This window comes from Asanoa ferruginea, from assembly GCF_003387075.1.
In the GTDB taxonomy this organism is placed as follows: Bacteria; Actinomycetota; Actinomycetes; order Mycobacteriales; family Micromonosporaceae; genus Asanoa; species Asanoa ferruginea.
Genome location: NZ_QUMQ01000001.1, coordinates 8,468,011 through 8,490,176 on the forward strand (window position 1 = coordinate 8,468,011; position 22,166 = coordinate 8,490,176).

Annotated in this window: 22 protein-coding genes; 7 read left to right on the forward strand and 15 right to left on the reverse strand. The window is 69.4% G+C overall.

All coding sequences use genetic code 11. The annotated features are described in order from the left end of the window. Positions 1–66: 66 nt before the first annotated feature. The 3 genes from DFJ67_RS39445 to DFJ67_RS39455 all read right to left on the reverse strand — a co-directional run bounded on the left by DFJ67_RS39445 (position 67) and on the right by DFJ67_RS39455 (position 4,620). Positions 67–1,266 (reverse strand): hypothetical protein, encoded by a 1,200-nt coding sequence (locus DFJ67_RS39445; protein WP_203783880.1) that lies wholly within the window; start codon positions 1,264–1,266, stop codon positions 67–69. Between the two features lie 305 nt (positions 1,267–1,571). Continuing rightward, positions 1,572–4,202: a pullulanase-type alpha-1,6-glucosidase gene (gene pulA / locus DFJ67_RS39450; RefSeq protein WP_116074428.1), complete on the reverse strand. Its 2,631-nt coding sequence runs from the start codon at positions 4,200–4,202 to the stop codon at positions 1,572–1,574. 28 nt (positions 4,203–4,230) lie between these two features. Then, the gene (locus DFJ67_RS39455; RefSeq protein ID WP_116074430.1) at positions 4,231–4,620 is read right to left on the reverse strand and encodes a DUF6841 family protein; all 390 of its coding nucleotides are present in this window, start codon (positions 4,618–4,620) and stop codon (positions 4,231–4,233) included. A 62-nt stretch (positions 4,621–4,682) separates the two neighbouring features. Here DFJ67_RS39455 and DFJ67_RS39460 point away from each other — a divergent pair, with 62 nt between their 5' ends. Beyond that, a complete protein-coding gene (locus tag DFJ67_RS39460; RefSeq protein ID WP_116074432.1) occupies positions 4,683–5,921 on the forward strand; it encodes a hypothetical protein in 1,239 nt (412 codons plus the stop codon). Between the two features lie 37 nt (positions 5,922–5,958). On the opposite strand, the gene DFJ67_RS39465 is transcribed toward DFJ67_RS39460, so the two are convergent. Together DFJ67_RS39465 and DFJ67_RS39470 are read right to left on the reverse strand one after the other, a co-directional pair. Continuing rightward, a complete protein-coding gene (locus tag DFJ67_RS39465) occupies positions 5,959–6,807 on the reverse strand; it encodes a hypothetical protein (RefSeq protein ID WP_116074434.1) in 849 nt (282 codons plus the stop codon). A 69-nt stretch (positions 6,808–6,876) separates the two neighbouring features. After that, complete coding sequence (locus DFJ67_RS39470; protein WP_147315786.1) at positions 6,877–7,686, reverse strand: hypothetical protein; 810 nt, start codon at positions 7,684–7,686, stop codon at positions 6,877–6,879. Positions 7,687–7,814: 128 nt separating this feature from the next. On the opposite strand from DFJ67_RS39470, the gene DFJ67_RS39475 reads away from it, so the two are divergent. After that, a complete protein-coding gene (locus tag DFJ67_RS39475; protein ID WP_116074438.1) occupies positions 7,815–8,591 on the forward strand; it encodes a cyclase family protein in 777 nt (258 codons plus the stop codon). 2 nt (positions 8,592–8,593) lie between these two features. After that, positions 8,594–10,219 (forward strand): thiamine pyrophosphate-binding protein, encoded by a 1,626-nt coding sequence (locus tag DFJ67_RS39480; RefSeq protein WP_116074440.1) that lies wholly within the window; start codon positions 8,594–8,596, stop codon positions 10,217–10,219. A 7-nt stretch (positions 10,220–10,226) separates the two neighbouring features. On the opposite strand, the gene DFJ67_RS39485 is transcribed toward DFJ67_RS39480, so the two are convergent. Beyond that, entirely contained in the window at positions 10,227–10,823 is a 597-nt protein-coding gene (locus DFJ67_RS39485; protein WP_116074442.1) for a TetR/AcrR family transcriptional regulator, read from the reverse strand. A gap of 84 nt (positions 10,824–10,907) precedes the next feature. On the opposite strand from DFJ67_RS39485, the gene DFJ67_RS39490 reads away from it, so the two are divergent. Next, on the forward strand, positions 10,908–11,321 hold the full coding sequence (locus tag DFJ67_RS39490) for a VOC family protein (RefSeq protein WP_116074444.1): 414 nt from the start codon (positions 10,908–10,910) through the stop codon (positions 11,319–11,321). Positions 11,322–11,324: 3 nt separating this feature from the next. Here the strand turns inward: DFJ67_RS39490 and DFJ67_RS39495 are convergent, their stop codons facing one another. Then, complete coding sequence (locus DFJ67_RS39495) at positions 11,325–11,570, reverse strand: DUF2630 family protein (RefSeq protein ID WP_116074446.1); 246 nt, start codon at positions 11,568–11,570, stop codon at positions 11,325–11,327. A gap of 55 nt (positions 11,571–11,625) precedes the next feature. Continuing rightward, entirely contained in the window at positions 11,626–14,463 is a 2,838-nt protein-coding gene (acnA, locus tag DFJ67_RS39500; protein WP_147315787.1) for an aconitate hydratase AcnA, read from the reverse strand. 83 nt (positions 14,464–14,546) lie between these two features. On the opposite strand from acnA, the gene DFJ67_RS39505 reads away from it, so the two are divergent. Beyond that, positions 14,547–15,056 carry a hypothetical protein gene (locus DFJ67_RS39505; RefSeq protein ID WP_116074450.1) on the forward strand — a complete coding sequence of 170 codons (510 nt, stop codon included), beginning with the start codon at positions 14,547–14,549 and terminating at the stop codon, positions 15,054–15,056. On the opposite strand, the gene DFJ67_RS43110 is transcribed toward DFJ67_RS39505, so the two are convergent. Further along, on the reverse strand, positions 15,049–15,204 hold the full coding sequence (locus tag DFJ67_RS43110; protein WP_170216171.1) for a hypothetical protein: 156 nt from the start codon (positions 15,202–15,204) through the stop codon (positions 15,049–15,051). The genes DFJ67_RS39505 and DFJ67_RS43110 overlap by 8 nt on opposite strands. An 18-nt stretch (positions 15,205–15,222) precedes the next feature. Here DFJ67_RS43110 and DFJ67_RS39510 point away from each other — a divergent pair, with 18 nt between their 5' ends. Beyond that, complete coding sequence (locus DFJ67_RS39510) at positions 15,223–15,885, forward strand: hypothetical protein (RefSeq protein WP_116074452.1); 663 nt, start codon at positions 15,223–15,225, stop codon at positions 15,883–15,885. A gap of 10 nt (positions 15,886–15,895) precedes the next feature. Further along, positions 15,896–17,158: an alpha/beta fold hydrolase gene (locus tag DFJ67_RS39515; protein ID WP_116074454.1), complete on the forward strand. Its 1,263-nt coding sequence runs from the start codon at positions 15,896–15,898 to the stop codon at positions 17,156–17,158. A 251-nt stretch (positions 17,159–17,409) separates the two neighbouring features. Here the strand turns inward: DFJ67_RS39515 and DFJ67_RS39520 are convergent, their stop codons facing one another. The 6 genes from DFJ67_RS39520 to DFJ67_RS39545 all read right to left on the reverse strand — a co-directional run bounded on the left by DFJ67_RS39520 (position 17,410) and on the right by DFJ67_RS39545 (position 22,147). Then, the gene (locus DFJ67_RS39520; RefSeq protein WP_116074456.1) at positions 17,410–18,339 is read right to left on the reverse strand and encodes a serine protein kinase RIO; all 930 of its coding nucleotides are present in this window, start codon (positions 18,337–18,339) and stop codon (positions 17,410–17,412) included. 175 nt (positions 18,340–18,514) lie between these two features. After that, positions 18,515–19,159 (reverse strand): HAD family hydrolase, encoded by a 645-nt coding sequence (locus DFJ67_RS39525; RefSeq protein ID WP_116074458.1) that lies wholly within the window; start codon positions 19,157–19,159, stop codon positions 18,515–18,517. Positions 19,160–19,280: 121 nt separating this feature from the next. Beyond that, positions 19,281–19,979, reverse strand: a complete 699-nt coding sequence (locus tag DFJ67_RS39530) for an ABC transporter permease (RefSeq protein ID WP_116074460.1) — start codon at positions 19,977–19,979, stop codon at positions 19,281–19,283. Then, positions 19,976–20,854, reverse strand: coding sequence for an ABC transporter ATP-binding protein (locus DFJ67_RS39535; protein ID WP_116074462.1), 879 nt, complete (start codon positions 20,852–20,854; stop codon positions 19,976–19,978). Before DFJ67_RS39535 ends, DFJ67_RS39530 begins: the two co-directional genes overlap by 4 nt. Next, positions 20,851–21,210 (reverse strand): GntR family transcriptional regulator, encoded by a 360-nt coding sequence (locus DFJ67_RS39540; RefSeq protein WP_116074464.1) that lies wholly within the window; start codon positions 21,208–21,210, stop codon positions 20,851–20,853. Before DFJ67_RS39540 ends, DFJ67_RS39535 begins: the two co-directional genes overlap by 4 nt. 85 nt (positions 21,211–21,295) lie before the next feature. After that, entirely contained in the window at positions 21,296–22,147 is an 852-nt protein-coding gene (locus DFJ67_RS39545; RefSeq protein ID WP_116074466.1) for a carbon-nitrogen hydrolase family protein, read from the reverse strand. Between the last annotated feature and the right edge of the window lie 19 nt (positions 22,148–22,166).

The window sequence follows — 22,166 nt, forward strand, 5'->3', positions numbered from 1 at the left end:
CTCGTCGTAGCGGCGGGCAAACCTAACCTAGGCATCTGCTACCAGCGCTGGAGTTCGTCCAGGAAACTAAGCAGATTCGTCCAACGGAAAAATTGCTTCCTCGGGATCGGCGATGGCCAACTTGATGTTGTCGGCGATCTTGTCGATGAGCTTAGGTCCCCAGAAGGGATCTTCCTTGTCGTACTTGATGTAGCGCAGATGCCGAAGGTCGAATGGTACATCGTCGTCGTTGGATGAGACCAGGATTACCGGCTTCTGTAGTGCGTGCGCCAACCCTAGCTCATAGAAGACGTTGGGATTCTTCGTCGTTAGCTCGGCGATGAGCACCTTCGCTCCGCGAATACCTCGCCAAATTTGATCAATGATCTTACCTGCTCCGAAAATGCTGTCGTCAGCGCGTACGGGCTCAAGGCCAGCCTGTTCAATCGCAGGCTTATAGATCGTTTCATAATAGGTGCCGAGTGGCGCCGCGAACGGCTGCATGACGAAGCACCTCGTGCCGGCGGCCACCTTCGCTTTCGGTGCGGGCTTTCCATCGGCCGGTCGATGCGCCTCATCGCGGCCTGCGTCGATGAGGCGCGTCTGGTCGTCGTGGTCGTCAAGCAACTCTGCCGACCTCATCGACTCCATGAAGATTTTGATGAAGTCGTCTACCTTGTCCGGCGGAATCTTGAAGCGATCTACCAACGCGTTGACAAAGAACTGAGTGTTCGCCGGCAGATATTCACCACGGTAGTGGTTATAGACATCCGAGATGTCGGGTGCCGCCAACACCGCCTCTTGTAGGGCGGTCACTCGATCCACGGCAGACTGCGGCGCGAGCGCGCGACGGGCTCGTTCAGTCAGGACGAGGCGACCGCCATCAGTGGCGAGGAACCCGTACTTCTTGCCCGAACTGATTTCGACGTTCCACTGGCCATTTAGCGTGCCACCCCCGGCATAGGTCACGGCCTCACTCGGCGTGGCTGGCCGCCCAGCGTTCTGTTGATATATGGCCCGCGGGATGCGCAGGGCCTGTTCAACACTGTGCCTCGGGTACTTGATCGTGTGAGCCGCCGCGGCGCTCGCCACCCGCTTGCCTGACGCGGACTTCTTTGCCGCGACCTTCTTGATCCGAGCTTTCTTCGCGGGAGTCTTCTTCGCGGGAGACCGCTTCGTCGGCGGCGCTTTCTTCGGCTCGGCTCGCTGTCGGGGTACCTCGTTAGTTGTCTCGGAAGCGACGTCGATTCGGTCCGGGTTAGTGGCATCCGGCTGCGGGTCGGTCATGGGTCGCTCCTGCGCGATCTTTTGTTCGATGGACGTGTCCGAATGGCACCGTAGGACTGCACGTCCAGCCAGGCACGGCGACATGCCGACTAGGGCATTGATTAAGGTGCCGGGTCATCCAATTCGGACGCCGATGTCGCATACATACGGTTTCACGTTCTGGCAGCTGCAAACCCGATTGAGGCTTCGCCGCGTGTCTTCATTCCTCCGCGCGATGGTGTGATCACCGAGGAGATTCAGCGCGTTCTCCCGACGGAGTCCGAGGTGGTAAGCCACCTCTAACCCCGCAGCAGCTCGGCAGGCGCTTATCCCCGGAGCGACGTGCCGGTGAAGACCGCGACCGAGCGGGCCGGCACTGTGAAGATGCCGGTGGCCGGGTCGAAGGCTGACTGGGAGAGGCGTTCGTCGCCGCCCGCCTTCTGGTGGGGGTGCAGGTCGAAGGCGCCGCCGCGCAGGCGCGGGAGCTTCTGCGTGACCGTGGCCGGCACCGCGTTGAAGACGACGACCACGTCCTCCACCCCGGACAGGCGCATGGTGATGACGCCGGGGGTTTCGGCTGGGCCCGAGAGCGGGAAGGACACCCGGTCCTGCACCTCGACCGCGGTGTCCAGGCCGAACAATGGCGAGTCGCGGCGGATCCGCAGCAACTCCAAATAGCGCGCGACCGTCCACTCGATCACGTCCGGATCGGGGACCAAGAGCGGATCCGCCAGCAGCGGGCCCGCGAACGACCACTTGTCCTGGTTGTCCCAGGCCGGCGGCAACCCGAGGCCGAAACCATTGCCTTCCGTAGGATCCCAGCGGATCGCGTTGAACCAGTCGCCTGAGTCGAACGAGTTGCGGTCCAATGACTTTGACCGCAAGCGCTCTGAGCCGGCCGCCACGAAGCCCATGCCCTGGCCCAGGACCGTGAATGACAGGGCCAGGAGTTGCATGCGGGCCCGCTCCAGCGGAGCCAACGACGGCGGCAGCTTGAAGGCCAGCGTGTCGAACAGGATCTCGTTGTCGTGGGCGTCCACATAGGAGACGCACTCCCCCGGCGACGCGCAATAGCCGGCCGGTGAGCCGTTGTAGTAATACGACCCGCCCGTCACCGACTGGCCGCTGCTCGCCACGAAACGGTAGGACGCCAAATTGCCGGTCAGGCCGATTTTGATGAGGTCGTGCTGGAACAGCAGGCGGGCCCGCTGGTGGTCCGGCGGGCCATTCACATCATCGCCGTTGGGGTCGGTGAACAGGCCCGTGGCGTACCCCTGTGATCGGGGGTTGTTCTCGAATGCCTGTCCGCCGCGCACCGCGTCGCGCAGGCGATCGTTGAAGGTGCCGACGCCGGTGCCGGCCAACTGGTGCTGGCTGGCCTGCACGAAACGCTGGTTGCCGGCCACCTCGCCGAAGTCCCAACCCTCGCCGTAGATGAGCACCGCCCGGCCGTCGACGCCGTCCTGCTGTGGGGTCAGGCGGTCGAGCGCGGCGCGTACGGCGAGGATGTTGGCTTTTGGATGGTGGCCCATCAGGTCGAAGCGGAACCCGTCGACCTTGTAGTCGACCGCCCAGCGCAGCACCGAGTCGACGACCAGCTTGCCCATCATCGCGTGCTCCGGCGCGGTGTTGGCGCAGCAGGTCGAGTCGGCGACGCGGCCGTCGGCCAGCAAGCGGTGGTAGTAGCCCGGCACGATCCGGTCCAGCACCGAGTGGTGGTTGACCCCACCGGCGACGGTGTGGTTGTAGACCACGTCCATCACCACCCGCAGGCCCACCCCGTTGAGCGCGGCGACCATCTCGCGGAACTCGGTGATCCGTCGCGGGCCGTCGGGGTCCGTCGAGTAACTGCCCTCGGGGACCGAGTAGTGCAGCGGGTCGTAGCCCCAGTTGTAGCCGTCGCGGTCGCGGATCTCGGCGATCCTCGCCTGCTGGTCGGCGGAGTCCGGCGGCAACGCGGTCAGGTCGCCCGACGGCTCCGCCTGCTCGGCGCGCAGCTCCGGCACGGTCGCGAAGTCGAACGCCGGCAGCAGGTGCAGGTGGGTGGTGCCGGCGTCGGCGAGCCGGCGCAGGTGCCGCATCCCGGCGCTGTTGGGCGTGGCGAACGCCGCGAACGTGCCGCGCCGCGGCTCCGGCACGCTGCGGTCGTAGCTGGAGAAGTCGCGGACGGATACCTCGTACACCTGGGCCCTGGCTGGTGTCACCGCGCGCGGCTTGCGCAGTGCCGTCCAGTCGGCCGGGATCAGCAGCGGGTCGAGCAGGTTGGCGACGATGCTGTGTGTCGAGTTGGCGGTCAAGGCGATCGAGTACGGGTCGGTGACGCTCATCGTCTCGATCCGCTGGGTCGCCGGGTGGTAGACCTCGACCCGGAAGCGGTAGCGCCGCCCTGTCCAGCCCCAGTCGCCGTCGACCCGCCAGACGCCGGTGCGGTCGTCGCGCCACATGCCGAGCACCTCGGGGTCGCCGTCGGTGCCGTCCGGCGGCCACCACTCGAGGGCCACCCAGTGTGCCGTCGGCGCCCAGACCGAGATCGTGACGCCGCCGTCGTCGTGGAAACGGCAGCCGAGGTCGGCGTGCACCGCGTCGGCGTACACATCGTCAAGAACGCCTGGTAGTTGTGCCCCGGTGGCGACGAGCAGCCAGCCGCCCTCGTCGCGCGCGGTGACCGCGACCTGGCCGCGCAGCGCCGTCTTGATCGTGTCGACGTCGGCCTCGACGGTGAACGCGGTGTGGTCGGCGAGGTGCGGCCACCGGCTGCGCTGCTCGGTGCTCAGGCCCCCGGGCCGGACCCGCAGCGGCAGCGTCTCATGCGGCCCGACCAGCGCTCCGTCGATGATCTCCAACGCGGCGTCGGGCGACCAGACCAGGTCGCAGCGGCGGTCGCCGACCGGCCCTTCGAAGCGCCAGACCAGCGTGGACCGGTCGATCCAATGAGCCCGCTGCCGGGTCAGATCCATCCGAAGATCCTCTCACCCGCGGGGCCGTTCAAGCGGCGTGGATGACCGTGCAGATGGCGGGGCCGGCCGAAGTGATCCGGACGAGGTAGACGTAGCGCTCGCCGGGCACCGAGCGGCCCTGGCTGTCGAGGAACTCCCACTCGACGGTGACCAGCATCAGCGCCGGGCTCAGCCGGTGCACGTCATCGATGCCGGCATGCGCCGCGATGAGCTCGCGCTCCTGGTAGTCGGGCGCCGCGCCGATGAAGGAGAGCGCGACCGAGGCGGGCGAGGAGAAGGTGAAGGTGTACGCGTCAGCCACCACGCTCCCCGGCAGCGCGTAGCAGCCCGCGAGCGCGGCCAGGTCGCCCGTGGTCAGGGCGGAGCCGTACCGGTCGAAGAAGTCGGACAGGACGTCAAGGTCGGTCTTGGCGTTCACGGTCCGATAAGTTGCCGCTGCGACGCCCGCGCAAACCCGCGGAGCCTGGCAGAGTGGACGACATGACCACCGCCGTCGACCTGCGCGCGCCGCTGGCCCGCTACGCGACGCTGCTGCACGCTCCCGCCGGCGACCGGCACCACGTCGCCTCGCCGCTCGGTGCCTGGCTGCTGGGTGCGCTGTGCGCACCGGCCGCGGCCACGGTCGGCGGCCAGGTCGCCGAAGACCTGGAGCGGGCCCTGGGCGTCGAGCTGATCACCGCCCGCGAGTTGGCGACGGCGCTGCTCGACGACCCGCACCCGGCGGTCCTGTCCGCCGCGGCGTTGTGGCTGGCCGGCCCGCCGATCCCCGCGGTCGACGAGTGGATCGCGGAACTGCCGGCGACGGTCGAGACCGGGCCGCTGCCGACGCAGGCCGAGGCCGACTCCTGGGCCCATGAGCACACGCTCGGCCTGATCAAGGAGATGCCGCTCCAGATCCGCCCGGAGACGCTGCTCCTGCTGGTGACCGCACTGGCCACCCGGGTCTCCTGGGCCCGCCCGTTCACGCTGGTCCCGGCCACCCGCCTCGGCGCGACGTCGCCATGGCGCGAGGCCGTCGGCCAGGTGTTGGAAACCCCTTCACATGGGCACGACGCGTACGTCGCCCGGGTGCCGGGAATCGGCGACGTGGCGGTGCACACCGGGTATGCCACCGAGGGGCTGCGGGTGACGTCGGTGATCGCGCAGCCTGGGACGCCGCCGGTCGAGGTGATCGCGGCCGCCTACGAGTTGGCCGTCGCTTCCGCCACCCGCGGCGCGGTCGACCGGCGCTCGCTGTTCGACCTGCCGCTCGGCGAAGGTCCGCTGTGGACGATCACCGAGGAGCGGGTGCAGACGGCGGCGCCGGGCGGTCGCGAGGAACTCCACCAGGCGGTGCTGCCGGCGTGGTCGGTCTTCAGCCGGCACGACCTCAACCGCGCTGATCTGGGCATCCCCGCCGCGGCGGCCGCGGCCAAACACGCGCTGGGCATTCCCGACGGGTGGCACGAGGCTCGGCAGGTGGCGATGGCCCGCTACACGCGACTGGGCTTCGAGGCGGCGGCCATCTCGGCGATGATGGCCGGGGTCAGCATGCCGATCCCGCAGGACGGCGTCCGGCGGACGGCGGAGCTGCGCTTCGGCCACCCCTACGCGGTGGTGGCACTGGCCGACCGCCCATGGCGCGACGGCTGGCAGCCCGACATCACCGAGGGCGCGGCCTGGCTCTCGCTCCCGGTCTTCTCCGCCTGGATCGCCGAGCCGACCGAGGCGGCGGAGTAGACGCGGCGAAGGACGTCGGCCGCACCCTCGACGGCGGTCACTTGGTGACGAGGCCGCGCAGGGTGTTGAGCATCGCGCGGGCGCTGACCGGGGCGTAGATCTTCTTGTCGGCACCGTAGAGCGCGACGAACGGGCAGGCCTGGTCGTCGCCGCTCATGCGCTTGTCGAGGAGCTGGCGGCGGGTCGCCACCTCGTAGACGCGGAGGCGCCACGTCGCTCGGGCCAGCGTCAGCGTGTCCGGCTTCGGGTTGTCGAACTTGCAGGCGCGAATCTTCGACCCGGTGCTGACCCGGTCGAGACAGGCGACCAGCTGCACCTTCTTGGCGTCCTGCGCTGCCCAGGTCTGCTTGTCCTTGGTGGAAAGGCCCTCGTCGTAGTAATAGCCCTGGTCCTGGGAACGCACGTGCGGGGTGTCCGAGACGAGCAGCACGATCGGATGCGGTGCCTTGCCGGAGCGCTTCGGCGACTGTGGATAGAAGACCTCTTCGTCGCACACCCGGTTGAGATCATCGACCTTGGTCGCCGGATATTCGCTGGCCACCGGCCCCTCTTGGGCCGCCTCTTCGGTGGGGGTGGGCTCTGTGGACGGGCCGCGACCGATCGCCGGTCGTGGGGACGCGTCGGCCGCGGCCGTCTCGTTTGACCTGAGCAGGACCATCGTGCCGGCCACGCCGGCGCCCACACCTAGCACCAACACGCCGACGATCACCGCCGCGATCAGGCCGACGCGGCTGCGCCGGGGTTCCGCGGGTGGCCCGTCGAAGCCCGCCGACATGCCGGCCCAGCCGGGGTCGGCCGGTGGCGGCCACCCCGGCGTGTGATCCGGCGTGTGATCCGGCGTCGGATCCGGTTGTCCTGCCTCGGATTCGGCCCCCGTGCCTGTCATCCGCGTTCCTCCCATTGAAGCGAAGCGCGAATGTAGCAGGACACTCGTCTTCCCCTCGGCGTCGCTTCGTCACTTGTTGACAAAGCCACGCAGGGCGCGGATTGCCGCTCGGTCGCTGACCTTGGCGTAGATCTTCTTGTCCGGGCCGTAGAGGGTGACGAAGGGGCAGGCCTGGTCGTCGCCGGTCATGCGCTTGTCCAGCAGCCGGCGGCGGGTTGCCACCTCGTAGACGCGCAGCCGCCACGAAGACCGGAACAGGGTCAGCGTGTCGGGCTTCGGGTCGTCGAACTTGCAGGTGCGGATCTTCGAGCCGGTGCTGACCCGATCGAGGCAGGCGACGAGTTGCACCTTCTTGGGGTGGTCGGCCGCCCAGGTCTGCTCGGCTTTGCTGGACGTGCCCTCGTCGAGGTAGTAGGTCCCGTCCTGCGAGCGCAAGCCAGGATTGTCCGACGTGAGCAGCACGATCGGGTGCGGGGCCTTGCCCGCGCGTTTCGGCGACTGTGGATAGTAGACGTCCTCGTCGCACACCCGGTTGAGATCGTGGATCTCCTCGGCGGGATAAGCGCTGGCCTGCGGCCCTTCCTGCGGCGGCTCCTCGGTCGGCGTCGGCTTCGCGGTCGCGCTGCGGCCGCCCGTCGCCGGAGGTGACGTCGGGCCGGACGCCGACGCGCTGGTGTCGTCGGAGCGCAGCACGAAGGCCGTGCCGGCCACGCCGGCGGCCGCGCCGAGCACCAGCACGCCCACGATCACCCCGGCGATCACGCCGGTGCGGCTGCGACCCGGCGGTGGAGGTTGCTCGTCGAAGGCGCTCGACAGTGCGCCCCACCCATTGTCCGGATCCGTTGGCTCAGCTTCCGACTCATCCCCCGTGCTGGTCATCCGCATTCCTTCCGTTCAGCGAGAACGGCGAATGTATCAAGACATTCGCCGTTCTTGGGGGTGGTTATGTCGGCGGGTGGTGGCAGGATGTCGCCCATGGCCAGAAAGATCATCGAAGGGCGCCTGCCATGACCTCTGTCGCAGATCTGGTCGCCGCGCTCGGATCCGGCACGATCCGGGTCGTCGACCTCACCAACCCGCTGTCGGCGAGCACGCCGACGCTGCGCCTGCCGGAGCCGTTCGCCAACCTGGTCGATTTCAGCCTCGAGCAGGTCAGCGCTTATGACGCGCCCGGGCCGTTCTGGAAACACCACAACATCACGACCGGTGAGCACATTGGTACGCACCTCGACGCGCCCGTCCACTGGGTCACCGGCCGCGACGGCCACGATGTCTCGCAGATCCCGCCGTCGCGGCTCGTCGGCCCGGCCGCGGTGATGGACTTCAGCGCGGAAGCGTCGGCCGACCCCGACTTCCTGCTCGACGTGCACCACGTCGAGGCGTGGATCGCCGAGCACGGCGCGCTCGCCGAGGGCACCTGGCTGCTCTACCGCACCGGTTGGGACCAATACGCGCACGACCAGGACCAGTTCCTCAACGTCGACGAGAACGGCTCGCACACGCCCGGCATGACCGCGGCCTGCGCCGAGTGGCTGGCGAAGAACACCCCGATCTCCGGCTTCGGCGTGGAGACCGTCGGCATCGACGCGGGCAACGCGGGTGGGCTCGAGCCGCCGTTCCCGGCCCACTTCCACCTGCTCGGCAACGACAAATACGGCATCACCTCGCTGCAAAACCTCGCACAGTTGCCGGCCACGGGCGCGCTGCTCGTCGTCGCACCGTTGCCGATCGTCGGCGGCACCGGCAGCCCGACCCGCGTGCTGGCCCTTGTGGACGGTCGTTAGCCATGGCCGGCACCGTTGCCGACGTGGTCGGCCAGACGCTGGCCACGCTCGGCGTCGGGCACTGCTTCGGCGTCGTCGGCAGCGGCAACTTCCGGGTGACCAACGCCCTGCGGGCGGCCGGTGTCCCATTCACCGCGACCCGGCACGAGGCGGGGGCCGCGACGATGGCCGACGCGTACGCCCGGATGTCGGGTCAGGTCGCCCTGCTCTCCGTGCACCAGGGTTGCGGCCTCACCAACGCCGCGACCGGGATCTGCGAGGCGGCCAAGAGCCGCACCCCGCTGGTGGTGCTGGCCGCGGAAGCGGCCGGCGCCACGTCCAACTTCGCGATGGACCAGTCCGGGTTCGCGCAGAGCCTCGGTGCCATCGCCGAGCGGGTCCACAGTGGTGAGTCCGCCGTCGAGGACACGGTCCGGGCCTGGCGGCGGGCCCGCGACGAGCGCCGCACCGTGGTGCTCAACCTGCCGCTCAACGTGCAGGCTCAGGAAGCCGGCGGGCAACCGCGGCAGGCAGGGCCAGGTCTCGCACCGGTCCAGCCCACGACGGAAGCCGTCGCCGCGCTCGCCGCTCTCTTCCAGCAGGCCCGGCGGCCCGTCATCGTGGCCGGCCGGGGTGCCCGCGGCGCGGGGCCGCAACTCCGCCGCCTTGGTGAGCTCACCGGTTCGCTGCTGGCCACGTCGGCGGTGGCCAACGGCCTGTTCCAGGGCGACCCCTACGCGCTGGGCATCTCCGGCGGTTTCGCCTCGCCCACCGCGGCGACCCTGATCTCCCAGGCCGACCTGATCGTCGGCTTCGGCTGCGCCCTCAACATGTGGACGATGCGCCACGGCCGCCTGATCGCCGACGACGCGACCGTCGCCCAGGTCGACCTCGACGGCGCCGCGCTCGGCGTGCACCGCCCGATCGACCTGGGCGTGGTCGGCGACAGCGCCGCGACCGCCGAGGCGCTGATCGCGGTCCTGGAAGGCCGCGGCGGCTACCGCACCCAGGAGATCGCCGACCGCATCGCCAGCACCGGACGCTGGAACGACGAGCCGACGGACGACCTCTCGACCGGCGACCGGATCGACCCGCGCACGCTCAGCCGCGAGTTGGACGCGCTGCTGCCGGCCGAGCGGATCGTCTCGATCGACTCCGGCAACTTCATGGGCTATCCAAGTGCCTATCTGCGGGTGCCCGACGAGTTCGGCTTCTGCTTCACCCAGGCGTTCCAGTCGATCGGGCTGGGTCTGTCGACCGCGATCGGCGCGGCGCTGGCCCGACCCGACCGGCTGCCGGTGCTGGCCTCGGGCGACGGCGGCTTCCTGATGTCGATCGCCGAACTCGAGACCGCCGTGCGCCTGGGCCTCCCGCTGCTCTGCGTCATCTACAACGACGCGGCCTACGGCGCCGAGGTGCACCACTTCGGCCCAGACGCCGACCTAGGCACGGTCACGTTCCCGGACACCGACATAGCTGCCCTGGCGACGGGCTTCGGCGCGCAGGGCCTGACGGTCCGGACCACCGCGGACCTGCGCGGCATCACCACCTGGCTGGAATCGAAGCCCAACCGCCCGCTCGTCGTCGACGCGAAAATCGTCTCGGACGGCGGCTCATGGTGGCTCGCCGAGGCGTTCAAGGGCCACTAAGGAGCTGTCAGGCGTCGCTGACGACGAGTCGGAGCGCCGCGGCGCGGGCGCGGCGTTTGGCCGACTCTAGTGACGACGTCGGGTCGCCGAAGACGCCCTCGGCGAGAAAGGCCGCGAACCCGTGCGCAGTCGCGCCCACCGCGAGCACGAGGTCGAGCGCCTCATCCGGATCGGGGGCCAGCCGCGCGGCCGGCTCCCGCAGCAGCGCCAGCACCCGGTCTCCGGCGAGTGCCAGGTCGGGATAGGCGGCCTTGTCCAGCCCGCCAGCGAAGGTGATCTCGAACAGCGCCCGGCTGTCCGAAGCGAACTGCACGTAGGCGGCGGCGAACGCGGCCAGCTGCTCGGCAGGGTCGTCCGAGCCGGCCATGGCGGCGGCGAAGCGCGTGTGCTGCTGCTCGTAGCCAAGCCGGGCCAACTCGGCCAACAGCGCGTCCTTGTCGGCGAAGTGCTTGTAAGGCGCCGCGACGCTGACGCCCGCCCGGCGGCTCGTCTCGGCCAGCGTGAAACCCTGAGCGCCCCGCTCGGCCACCAGGTCCAGGGCCGCCGCCAGGAGGGCGTTGCGCAGGTCACCGTGATGCTGGCCGGACGGCCGTGTGCTGGGCATGCCCAAGGTTAACGTCATTCACTTGGCGGGCATGGTTAATGGCGCTAACCTGGTTAGCGTCATTAACCACACGAGGGAGGCACCATGCCGGTCTTCGACCACGTCGGGCTCTCCGTAGCCGACCTCGACCGCCAGCGCCGCTTCTACGCCGCCGCGCTCGGCCTCACCGAGGTCGAGGAAACCGTCGAGATGCCCGCCGCACACATCCGCACGGCGATCCTGCGCGCCGAAAACGGATTGAAGATCGAGCTGATCGAGCGCGGGGGTTCGGCAGCGCAGGAGTTCGCCGATCCCTACGACGGCGCCGGAACCCAGGGGTATTTCCACTGGGCCGTCTACGTCGACGACCTCGACGCGGCGTTCGCGACCGTGCTCGACGCCGGCGCCCGGGAGGTCTCGGCGCCCGCCGACGCGGTGCGGGCTGGGATGAAGTTCGCCTACGTGAAGGACCCGGAGGGCAATCTGCTCGAACTCATCCAGCCCGCACCGGCGGCATAACCGCTACTGGAGGTAGCCCTCGACCTCGGAGATCGGCTCCGCGTTCACGGCGTCGGGGTCGGCACCGGCCGCGCGGGCGGCCCGGCGGCGGCGTAGCAGGTCCCAGCACTGGTCCAGGGACTCTTCGAGGTCGCGCAGGCGCTGGCGCTCGTCGTCGGAGGAGATCTGGCCGGACTGCACCTGGGTGCGGAGCTGGTGCTCCTCGGTTACCAAGTCGTTGATCCGGCTCATCACGGTCTTGTCGTCCATAGCATCGAGCCTTGCACAGCGAAGGGCCCCCTGTGATCCAGGGGGCCCTAAGCCGTCAGCTCTCCAGCATCTTGCGCAACACGAACTGCAGGATGCCACCGTGCCGGTAGTAGTCGGCCTCGCCCGGTGTGTCGATCCGGACGACCGCGTCGAAAGAGACGCCGGTGTCGGTGGTCACCTTGACCGTGCGCGGCGTCGAGCCGTCGTTGAGCGCCTCGACGCCGGTGAACTCGAACGTCTCCGTGCCGGTCAGGCCGAGCGACTCGGCGGTCTGGCCCTGCGGGAACTGCAACGGCAGCACGCCCATGCCGATCAGGTTGGAGCGGTGGATCCGCTCGTAGGACTCGGCGATCACCGCGCGCACGCCGAGCAGCATCGTGCCCTTCGCGGCCCAGTCACGGGACGAGCCCGAGCCGTACTCCTTGCCGGCGAGAACGACCAACGGCACACCCGCTTCGGCGTACGCCACAGAAGCGTCATAGATCGTTGTTTGTGAGCCGTCGAGGTGGTTGACCGTAGCGCCGCCCTCGACACCGGGCACGAGCTGGTTGCGCAGCCGGATGTTGGCGAACGTGCCGCGGATCATCACCTCGTGGTTGCCGCGCCGCGAGCCGTAGGAGTTGAACTCGTGCCGGGCCACGCCGTGGGCGGCCAGGTATTCGCCCGCGGGCGAGTCGGCCTTGATCGAGCCGGCCGGCGAGATGTGGTCGGTCGTCACCGAGTCGCCGAGCTTGGCCAGCACCCGGGCGCCGTGGATGTCGACCACCGGCTGCGGGTCGCGCGCCATGCCCTCGAAGTAGGGGGGCTTGCGCACGTAGGTCGACTCGCCGTCCCAGGCGAACGTGTCGCCACTCGGGGTCGGCAGGCTCTGCCACTTCTCGTCGCCGGCGAACACGTCGGCGTAGTCGCGAGTGAACATCTCGCTCGCGATCGCCCGGCCGATGACCTCTTCGATCTCGGCGGCCGACGGCCAGATCTCGCTGAGGTAGACGTCCTTACCGTCGGCACCGACGCCGATCGGCTCGTTGACCAGGTCGACGTCCATCGAGCCGGCGAGCGCGTAGGCGACCACCAGCGGCGGCGACGCCAGGTAGTTCATCTTGACGTCGGGGTTGATCCGGCCCTCGAAGTTGCGGTTGCCGGACAGCACCGAGACCACCGACAGGTCGTGCTCGGCGACGGCGGCCGAGATCGTCTCCGGCAGCGGGCCGGAGTTGCCGATGCACGTCGTGCAGCCGTAGCCGACCAGGTGGAAGCCGAGCTTCTCGAGGTAGGGCGTGAGGCCGGCCCGCTCGTAATAGTCCATGACGACCTTGGAGCCCGGCGCCAGCGTGGTCTTCACCCACGGCTTGCGGTTGAGCCCCTTGTCGACGGCATTGCGGGCGAGCAGTGCGGCGCCGATCATCACCTGCGGGTTGGACGTGTTGGTGCAGGAGGTGATCGCGGCGATCACGACGGCACCGTGGTCGAGCTCGTATTCCGTGCCGTCGTCGCCGGTGACCCGCACCGGCTTCGAGGCCCGCCCGTTGGCGCCGCGCGCGGCCGACTCGTAGTCGGTCGGCTGGTCGGCCGGGTCGTCGACCTCGTTGGCCGGCGGGTCGCTGGCCGGGAAGGACTCTTCCGAGGCCTCGTCGGCCGGACCGGACTGGCTGACGTAGTCGGTCAACACCGAGCGGAAGATCGGCTTCGCACTGGCCAGGGGTACGCGGTCCTGCGGGCGCTTCGGGCCGGCGAGCGACGGCTCGATGGTGCCGAGGTCGAGCTCGAGGCGCTCCGAGTAGGCCGGCTCACGCTCGGGGTCGTGCCAGAGGCCCTGCTCCTTGGCGTAGGCCTCGACGAGCTCGATCTGCTGGGCCTCGCGGCCGGTCAGCGTCAGGTATTTGATCGTCTCGGCGTCGATCGGGAAGATCGCGATGGTCGAGCCGTATTCCGGGCTCATGTTGCCGATGGTGGCCCGGTTGGCCAGCGGCACCGCGGCCACGCCGGGGCCGTAGAACTCGACGAACTTGCCGACCACGCCGTGCTTACGCAGCATCTCGGTGATGGTCAGCACCAGGTCGGTCGCCGTGGTGCCGGCCGGCATCTCGCCGGAGAGCTTGAAGCCGACCACCCGCGGGATCAGCATCGACACCGGCTGGCCCAGCATCGCGGCCTCGGCCTCGATGCCACCCACGCCCCAGCCGACGACGCCCAGGCCGTTGACCATCGTGGTGTGCGAGTCGGTGCCGACGACCGTGTCCGGGTAGGCCTGGCCGTTGCGCTCCATGATCGTGCGAGCCAGGTATTCGATGTTGACCTGGTGCACGATGCCCGTGCCGGGCGGCACGACCTTGAACTCGTTGAACGCGGTCTGGCCCCAGCGGAGGAACTGGTAGCGCTCGCGGTTGCGCTGGTATTCCAGCTCCACGTTGCGCGCGAACGCGTCTTCCCGGCCGAACAGGTCGGCGATCACCGAGTGGTCGATGACCAGCTCGGCCGGCGCCAACGGGTTGACCTTGGTCGCGTCGCCGCCGAGCTCGCGGACCGCCTCGCGCATGGTGGCCAGGTCGACCACGCAGGGCACGCCGGTGAAGTCCTGCATCAGCACCCGGGCCGGGGTGAACTGGATCTCCACGCTCGGGTCAGCGTCGGCGTCCCAGCCGGCCAGCGCCCGGATGTGGTCGGCGGTGATGTTGGCGCCGTCTTCGGTCCGGAGCAGGTTCTCCAGCAGGATCTTGAGGCTGTAGGGCAACCGCTCGTGCCCCTCGACCGTCGTGATCTTGAAAATCTCGTAGCTCGCGTCGTTGACGCGTAGCTGGCTCTTCGCACCGAAGGTGTCGAGGCTCGCCACGTCGTACTCCTTCTCCGCCTGTGTATGCCCCAGTGTTTCGCAACTGGCTCCGCGGGCCGGCATTAGGTTCGGCTAACCGCATTCATTTAAACCGTACGTCCGTCTTGTTTTCCGGTCAACCCGGGGCCGGTGCTATCGTGCGGCGCGTGACCGACGTGCATCTTCAGCCGCAGCCGCGTATCGACGTCCTGGTGACGGACTTCGAAACCGAGGATCGGCGACTGCGCACCGACTATGTCGGCGTGGCCTGGATCGGCGACCAGCCCGACCCGGAGACCGGCCTGATGGGCGGCGAATACTCCCGCCGGCAGGTCGACACCCGGCTCTTTCTCCCGGACACCCACTGGTATGACGCCGACGAGCTCGACAGCGTCGAGGTGCAGGTCACGGCCGGCATTCTCCAGGTCGCTCTCACCGATCGCCGCACCCAGGGCCTGCTCGGCGCGCTGACCAGCCCCGAGGTCGAGTTCTACGACCACCCCGAGGGTGAGGACGGCGTCGGCATCTGCCTGTGGATCCGCGGCGAGATCCTCTCCAACGTCGCGCTGTCCTACCGCGTGACGGTGGTCTGCGACCCGATCGCGCTCAAGCGCAAGGGCGCCGTCGACGAAGACGACCTGGTCGACGACGTCGAGGGCGTGCCGGCGATCAGCTGACCTCGGTCTCCGCGAGCTTCTGGCGCAGCCGGTCGCGGACCTCGTCGGGCGTGTAGGCCCGCCGCTTCCGTTCGGCGCGCGCCACCACCACGCCCGTCGCCGCTACTCCGACGAGCCCCGCCACGCCCAGCACCTTCCACCACCGCATTCCACATAGGGTAATGGCATGGCCATCACCCTCGATGCGGCGGTGGAGCTGGCGCGCACGGGCGACGTGTGGCTCTTTCGCGGCAGCTCCGTCCCCGACCGCGCGATCCGGATCGCCACCAACAGCCCGGTCAACCACGTCGGCATGTCGGTGGTGATCGAAGACCTGCCGGCCCTGATGTGGCACGCCGAGCTGGGCAAGTCGCTGCGCGACCACTGGACGGGCAGCTTCCAGCGCGGCGTCCAACTGCACGACCTGCGCGCCGCGGTGCTGCTCTGGGGCCGCCGCTACGGCCAGCGGGCCTGGCTGCGCCAGTTGCAGACGCCGGTCACCGCCGACATGGAGAACGCGGTGCTGCGCACGGTGGCCCGGCTCGACGGCACCCCGTTCCCGTCGACCGCCCGGCTGGCCTGGCGCTGGGCCCGCGGCCGGGTGCCCGACCTGCGCACGGGCTTCTTCGCGGGCGACAAGCAGGTCAGCTCCCCATCCCCCGAACGCGACGCGCGGCTGGAGACCGCCTACTGCGCCGAGGTCGTCGCGGTCACCTACGAGGCGATGGGCCTGCTGCCGGATGGGAAGCGACCCAACTGGTACGACCCGGGCCGCTTCTGGAGCGGCGACGAGCTGCGCCTAGAGGGCGGGGCCGAGCTGGGCGAGGAGATCGCGGTGGAGATCCCGTAGCGTTGGCTCGGTGATCCGCATCCCCGGTCTCGCGCTGACCGACCACACGTTCACGGTGCCGCTCGACCACGCCTCGCCCGGCGGCCCCACGATCGAGGTCTTCGCCCGCGAGGTGGTGGCAGCCGACCGGGCCGGCGACGACCTGCCCTGGCTGGTCTTCTTCCAGGGCGGCCCGGGCAGCAAGTCACCCCGGCCGTCGGCTGCTGACGAGCGCTGGCTGGGCCGCGCGCTGAAGACCCACCGGGTGCTGCTGCTCGACCAGCGCGGCACCGGCCGCAGCACCCCGATCAGCGCCCGCACGGTCGCCGGGATGACCGACCGCGCGCTGGCCGACTACCTGCGCCTGTTCCGGGCCGACAGCATCGTGCGTGACGCGGAGCTGATCCGACACCGCCTCCTCGGCGACGGCCAGTGGGAGTCGCTCGGCCAGAGCTACGGCGGTTTCGTCACGCTGACCTATCTCAGCCTGGCGCCGGAGGGGTTGCGGGCCTGCTACGTCACCGGCGGCCTGGCTGGCCTGCACGCGACGGCCGACGACGTGTACGCCCGGACCTACCCGCGCGTGGCGGCGAAGAACGCGGCTTATTACGCCCGCTATCCCGACGACGTGGCGGCGATCCGCCGTGTCGCCGACGTGCTCCGGGACACCGACGTGCGCCTGCCCGACGGCGACCGGCTGACGGTCGACCGCTTCCGCTTCCTGGGCAGCGCCTTCGGCATGGGCGACGGCTACGAGCGGCTGCACTGGCTGCTGGACGACGCCTGGCACGGCGACTCGCTGTCGGACCTGTTCCGGCACGAGGTGATGACTCGCACGGGCTTCATCGACTCGCCGCTCTACGCGCTGCAGGAGTATTGCTACGCCCAGTCGGGCCGCCCGACCCGCTGGGCCGCCGACCGCCTGATCCGCGACCGCGACGAGTTCGCCGCCGACGCCACGCCGCTGCTCTTCACCGGCGAGATGATGTATCCCTGGATGTTCCGCGACATCGCCGCGCTCCGCCCGTTCGCCGGCGCCGCCGACCTGCTGGCCGAGGCCAACGACTGGCCGGACCTCTACGACCCGGCGCGCTTGGCGGCCAACGAGGTCCCCGTGGCGGCGGTCGTCTACTTCGACGACATGTACGTCGACGCGGACCTCTCACTGGAAACGGCCCGGGAGGTCGGCAACACCAAGGTCTGGGTCACCAACGAGTACGAACACGACGGCAGCGCCGTCTCCCGCGGCCGCGTCCTGGCCCGCCTGATGGACATGGCCGCCGGCCGGATCTGACGATCCTGCTATTTGCGGCGGCGGACGACCAGGAGGACCGCGGCGGCGATGATCGCGGTGGAGCCGAGGCAGCAGAACGACAGGACGACCAGGTGCCAGGGGCGGATGGCGCCCATCGGTTCCTCCTCGACAGCGTCGCGATCACCAGCAGCGGCCTGGCCAGGCTAGCCCGGGCCGGCGGCCGGATCGCAGTGGGCGCGGCGCGGGCCGCTTCCCGGTTGTGCGGGAAGCGGCCGCACCGGTGCCGGCCGTCAACGGACGCCGGCCTCGTCGAGCAGGCGGCGGGTGATCTCGTCGTGGTCCTGGGGTAGGCCGCGGGCGGCGAACCAGTTCGTCACGTTCTTGACGTCGCGGGCCAGCAACGCCGGCCCGTTGGGGTTGGCGATCACGTCGATCACCTGCGGTAGGTCGATCACCACCAGCCGGCCGTCGTTGACCAGCAGGTTGTAGGGCGACAGGTCGCCGTGGGCGAAACCGGTGCGGGCCAGCACCGTCAGCGCGTCCATCAGCTGATCCCACAGCGACTTGAGCTCGGCCGGCTCCGGGCGCAGTTGGGCCAGCCGCGGCGCGGCCAGGCCTTCCGCGGCGTCGCCGATGAACTCCAGCATCAGCTCGGTGCCGCGGAGTTGCACGGGATACGGCACGGAGATCGCGCCGTAGCTGGTGGCGACCTCCCATAGGCGGGACAGCGCGTCGAACTCGGCCGCCGCCCACTGGCCGGCGATGAGCTGCCGGCCGAACGACGTACGCCCGGCCATGGCCCGGTTTTCCCTGGACCGCCGCATCCGGCGGCCCTCGAGGTAGCCGGCGTCGCGGTGGAACATCCGGTGTTCCGGCTCGCGGTAGCGCTTGGCCGCGAGCAGGCAACTGCGATCGGTGTCGGGGATGCCGCGCCGCACCAGGAAGACGTCGGCTTCCTTGCCCGTCTTCAGGATGCCCAGCTCGACATCGATCGCCGCCAGCTCGGTGACCACCCAGTCAGGGCGGGGCTTCGGGCCGTGCAGGGCGTCGTCCCAGGTCGACCAGGCGTCGCCGGTCTCGGGAGTGTCGGTGTCGGCGTTGGTGTCGAAGGCGACGGGCGTCTGGTGACGCGCGCGCTTCAGGAACTGCGGATCGTCGTCGTCGAAACGACGCTTGCCGGAACGGCCACGCGGTGCCGGCTCGAATTCGTGCTCACGCAACGGAGGAACTCCTGGATCGAGAAGGAAGAGGAAGGCAGCGAGAAGCGAGCGACAACGACAGCCACAGGACTCACCCCTTCCATCTCGATGACCGGCCGGCGCGGGTCAGGCGCGGGCTGGTCTGGTTCCAACTAGCTCGGGAGTCTCCCGGCACGGAGCCGGCGACGCAACCGAATTATCCGGCGAGGACGGCGGCCATCGCGGGCAGGAACCCGCCGGCCGTGGCGGTCGGCTCGAAGCGCGACTCCATCCAGCGGCGACCGCGGTGCAGCCAGACGCTGGGCAGGCCCATCTCGGCCGCCGCGCCGATGTCGGTCTCCGGGCTGTCGCCGACCACCCACGCGCCGCGCATCCGCATCCGGACCCGCTCCGCGGCGAGCGCGAAGATGCGCGGATTGGGTTTGCTGACGCCGACCTCTTCGGAGATCACCCAGTCGGCGACGTAGCGGTCGAGGCCCGTACGCCGGATGGTGGTGTCTTCCTGCCGGGTCGCCCCGTTGGTCACCAGCACCGGCACCCAGCCCGCGTCGTCGGCGATCCGCAGCGCGCACGCGACCAGCGGGTCGAGCCGGCTGTTGGCCACGACGCCCTCGCGCATCTCGTCGACCAACTCGACCGACGAAGTGCTCAGCCGGTAGCGGTCGCGGATCTGGTCGGCGATGTCCCACCGGTCGGTCAGCCCGTCGGCGTCGACCGACATCAGCCAGTCGACGTCGGGTGGCGGCGCCCCGATCCCGGTCAGGAACCCCTCGGCCCAGGTGCGGAAGGCACCTGTGCGGTCCAGAACAGTGTTGTCCAGGTCGAGGAACATGAGGGGCACTCGCGCACAGTACGGGACAGCGCCGATCTCTCAAAACCCCCGCAATGTAAACAATCTTGGGCTGGCTACAGACGATCGCCGGCCGCGGTTGGCGGACCGGCGATCGCCGTGGCGGCGGGCGTCAGGCATTGGCCCGACGGATCACCGCCAACCCCCCGAGAGCGGCGATTCCGGCGATCAACGCGGGCCAGCCCACCAGCAGGCTGGCGGCCGACTGGTCGGTCAGCCAGTGCCAGATCGCGAGCCACCAGCCCTGCCAGGTGATCAGCGCGGCGAGCAGGCCCAGGACCAGCAGCGCGGCCGCACCGGCGGCGAAGAAGCCGTTGTTGCCCCAACGCACGATCGTGGTGGCCGCGAACATGGCCAGGAAGCTGACGAACAGGAACGGAACGGCGTACACCAGGATCTGTAGGAATCCGTTGTGGACGTCGACGAACGGCACCCGGAAGAACCGCAGGTCGACTCCGAAGCCGTCGGTCGCACCCTCGATGAGCTTCAAGAAATAGAGCACGATGGCGTACGCGAATGCCTGCACCACCATCACCAGCGCCGTGGCGAGGTAGAAGGTGCGCCGGGTGATGCCCATGCCGAGCGCGAACGGGAACACCTGGTTGATCACGATCGCCCCCACGATCGCCACGACCGAGTAGATGCTGGCCAGCCCGCCGGTGGTGTTGCCACCCGAGCGGTTCACGTCGCCGATCGAGGCGAAGATCAGGATGTTGACGAGGAACGAGATGCCCATGATCGCCCAGGGCCACAGCATCGTCTGCTTCCAGACGATCGTGTGCAGCCGGGTCGCTTCCAGGATGCGGTTCATCGCGCGGCGGTCCTTTCCATCGTCAGGCGCACGACGGCCTGCTGGAGCGAGACGGGCTCCAGGTCGATGCCGAGTTTCTTGGCGCGCAACCGCTCGGCGTTGTCGAACGCGCCGCGGACCGTGACCCGGACCGTGCCGCCGAGTTGCTGCCGGTGCAGCACGTCGCGCCCGGTGACCAGCTCGTCGATCGCCCCGGCCGGGCCGGTCGCGTCCATCACCTCGCCGCGCAGTTCCTCGGTGTCGGCGTCGAGCACCAGCTTGCCGCCGTCGAGCAGCAGCACGTGCTCGATCAGGTCGGCGACCTCGTCGATGAGGTGGGTGGAGAGCACGACCGTGCGCGGGTGCTCGGCGTAGTCGGCCAGCAGCCGGTCGTAGAACAACTGCCGGGCCACCGCGTCGAGGCCCAGGTAGGGCTCGTCGAAGAAGGTCAGCGGCGCCCGTGCGGCGAGGCCGACCGTGACACCCAGCGCGGAGAGCATGCCGCGGGACAGCTTGCGCACGTCGCGCTTGCGGGGCAGCTTGAAGTCGTCTACAAGGGACTCCGCGAAGTCCTTGTCCCAGTTGGGGAACAGGTGGCTGGCCAGGCTCAGCACGTGCCAGACCTTGTAGGCCTGCGGGTATTTCTGGCTCTCCTTGACGAAGACCACCTGCTGCAGGGCGCGCTCGTTCTCGTAGGGGTGCTCGCCGAAGAGCCGCAGCTCCCCCGAGGTCGCCGAGTTCTGACCGGTGATCAGCTGCATCAGGGTGGTCTTGCCCGCGCCGTTGCGGCCGAGCAGACCGTAGATGACGTTCTCCGTCAGCGTGAAGCTCACGTCGTCGAGCGCGGTCACGTCGCCGTACCGCTTGGTCAGGCCGGATGCCGTCACCACGGTCATCGGACGTCCTCCCACGTTTCGATCAGTTTCTTGAGCTCATCGGTGCCGATGCCCAACTTGCGGGCCTCCTCGATGAGCGGACGCACGTACTGGGTGGAGAAGTCGAGCCGGCGACGCTCCCGGAGCGTTTCGCGAGCCCCCGTTGCCACGAACATTCCGATTCCCCGGCGTTTGTAGAGAATTCCGTCATCGACCAGGCGGTTGATCCCCTTGGCGGCGGTCGCCGGATTGATCCGGTGGAACGCCGCCAGCTCGTTGGTGGACGGCACCTGGGTCTCCTCCGCGAGCGTCCCGTCGATGATCGAGTTCTCGATCAGCTCCGCGATCTGGACGAAGATCGGGCGGTCGTCATCCATCTGGCCTCGTTGGTTCATTACTCATGTAACTAACCATGCAACCGACGAAGCCAGGAAGTCAAGTGGTGCCTGTAACAGAGATGCGTCAGTTGGCTGACAGAATGCGGCGTTCGCCCAGCTCACGGCGGTCGCGGAGCATCGTGTGGGCGGCCCGCACGCGAGCCAGTTCGGCCGGGTCGAGGGTCGCGACGACGACCGACTCACCCTCGTCGGCGGCCCGGACGAGGGGCCGGCCCTCCGGGTCGTAGACCGCCGCACCGCCGTTGAACGACCAGTCCGGATCGCCGCCGACCGAGTTGGCGAAGACCACGTACATCGTGTTGTCGAGGGCCCGGGCGGCGTAGTAGACGTCGCGCCGGTGCGCCGAGCCGACCACGTAGCCGCTGGGCACCAGGTAGCCGTGCGCACCGTCGTCGGCGGCGGCCCGGCCATGCTCCGGGAAACAGCCGTCGTAACAGATGCCCAGCCCCAGCCGCCAGCCGTCGACCAGCAGCGTGGCACCGCTGGTCCCGGGGGTGAACAGCGCGTTCTCCTCAGGACCCCAGAGCAGCTGCTTGTCGTACGCCGTGACGGTCTTGCCGGTCCGCTCCACCAGCACCGCCGAGCAGGTGCGCCGGCCGTCGCCGTGGCGCACGGACGCGCCGACGACGACCACGACGGAGCGCTCGCGCGCCGCGACCCGCAGCGGGTCAAGGCGGCCGTCGTCGATCTCGCCGGCCTCCCCCGCCGCCAGGTCGGTGGCGGCGGGATCGGCGTGCAGGGTCGGCGGGTGGTAGGCGCAGAGGAACAGTTCGGGGAGGACGACGAGCCGGGCGCCGGCGTCGGCGGCCTGCCCGACCAGGCGGGCCGCGAGCGACGCGTTGTGTGCGATATCGCCGGGCGCCGGAGTCGCCTGGGCAGCGGCAACCGGCAACGGAGTCGCCGGCGGGGTGTCCACGGCGGCATCCTACGGCGAG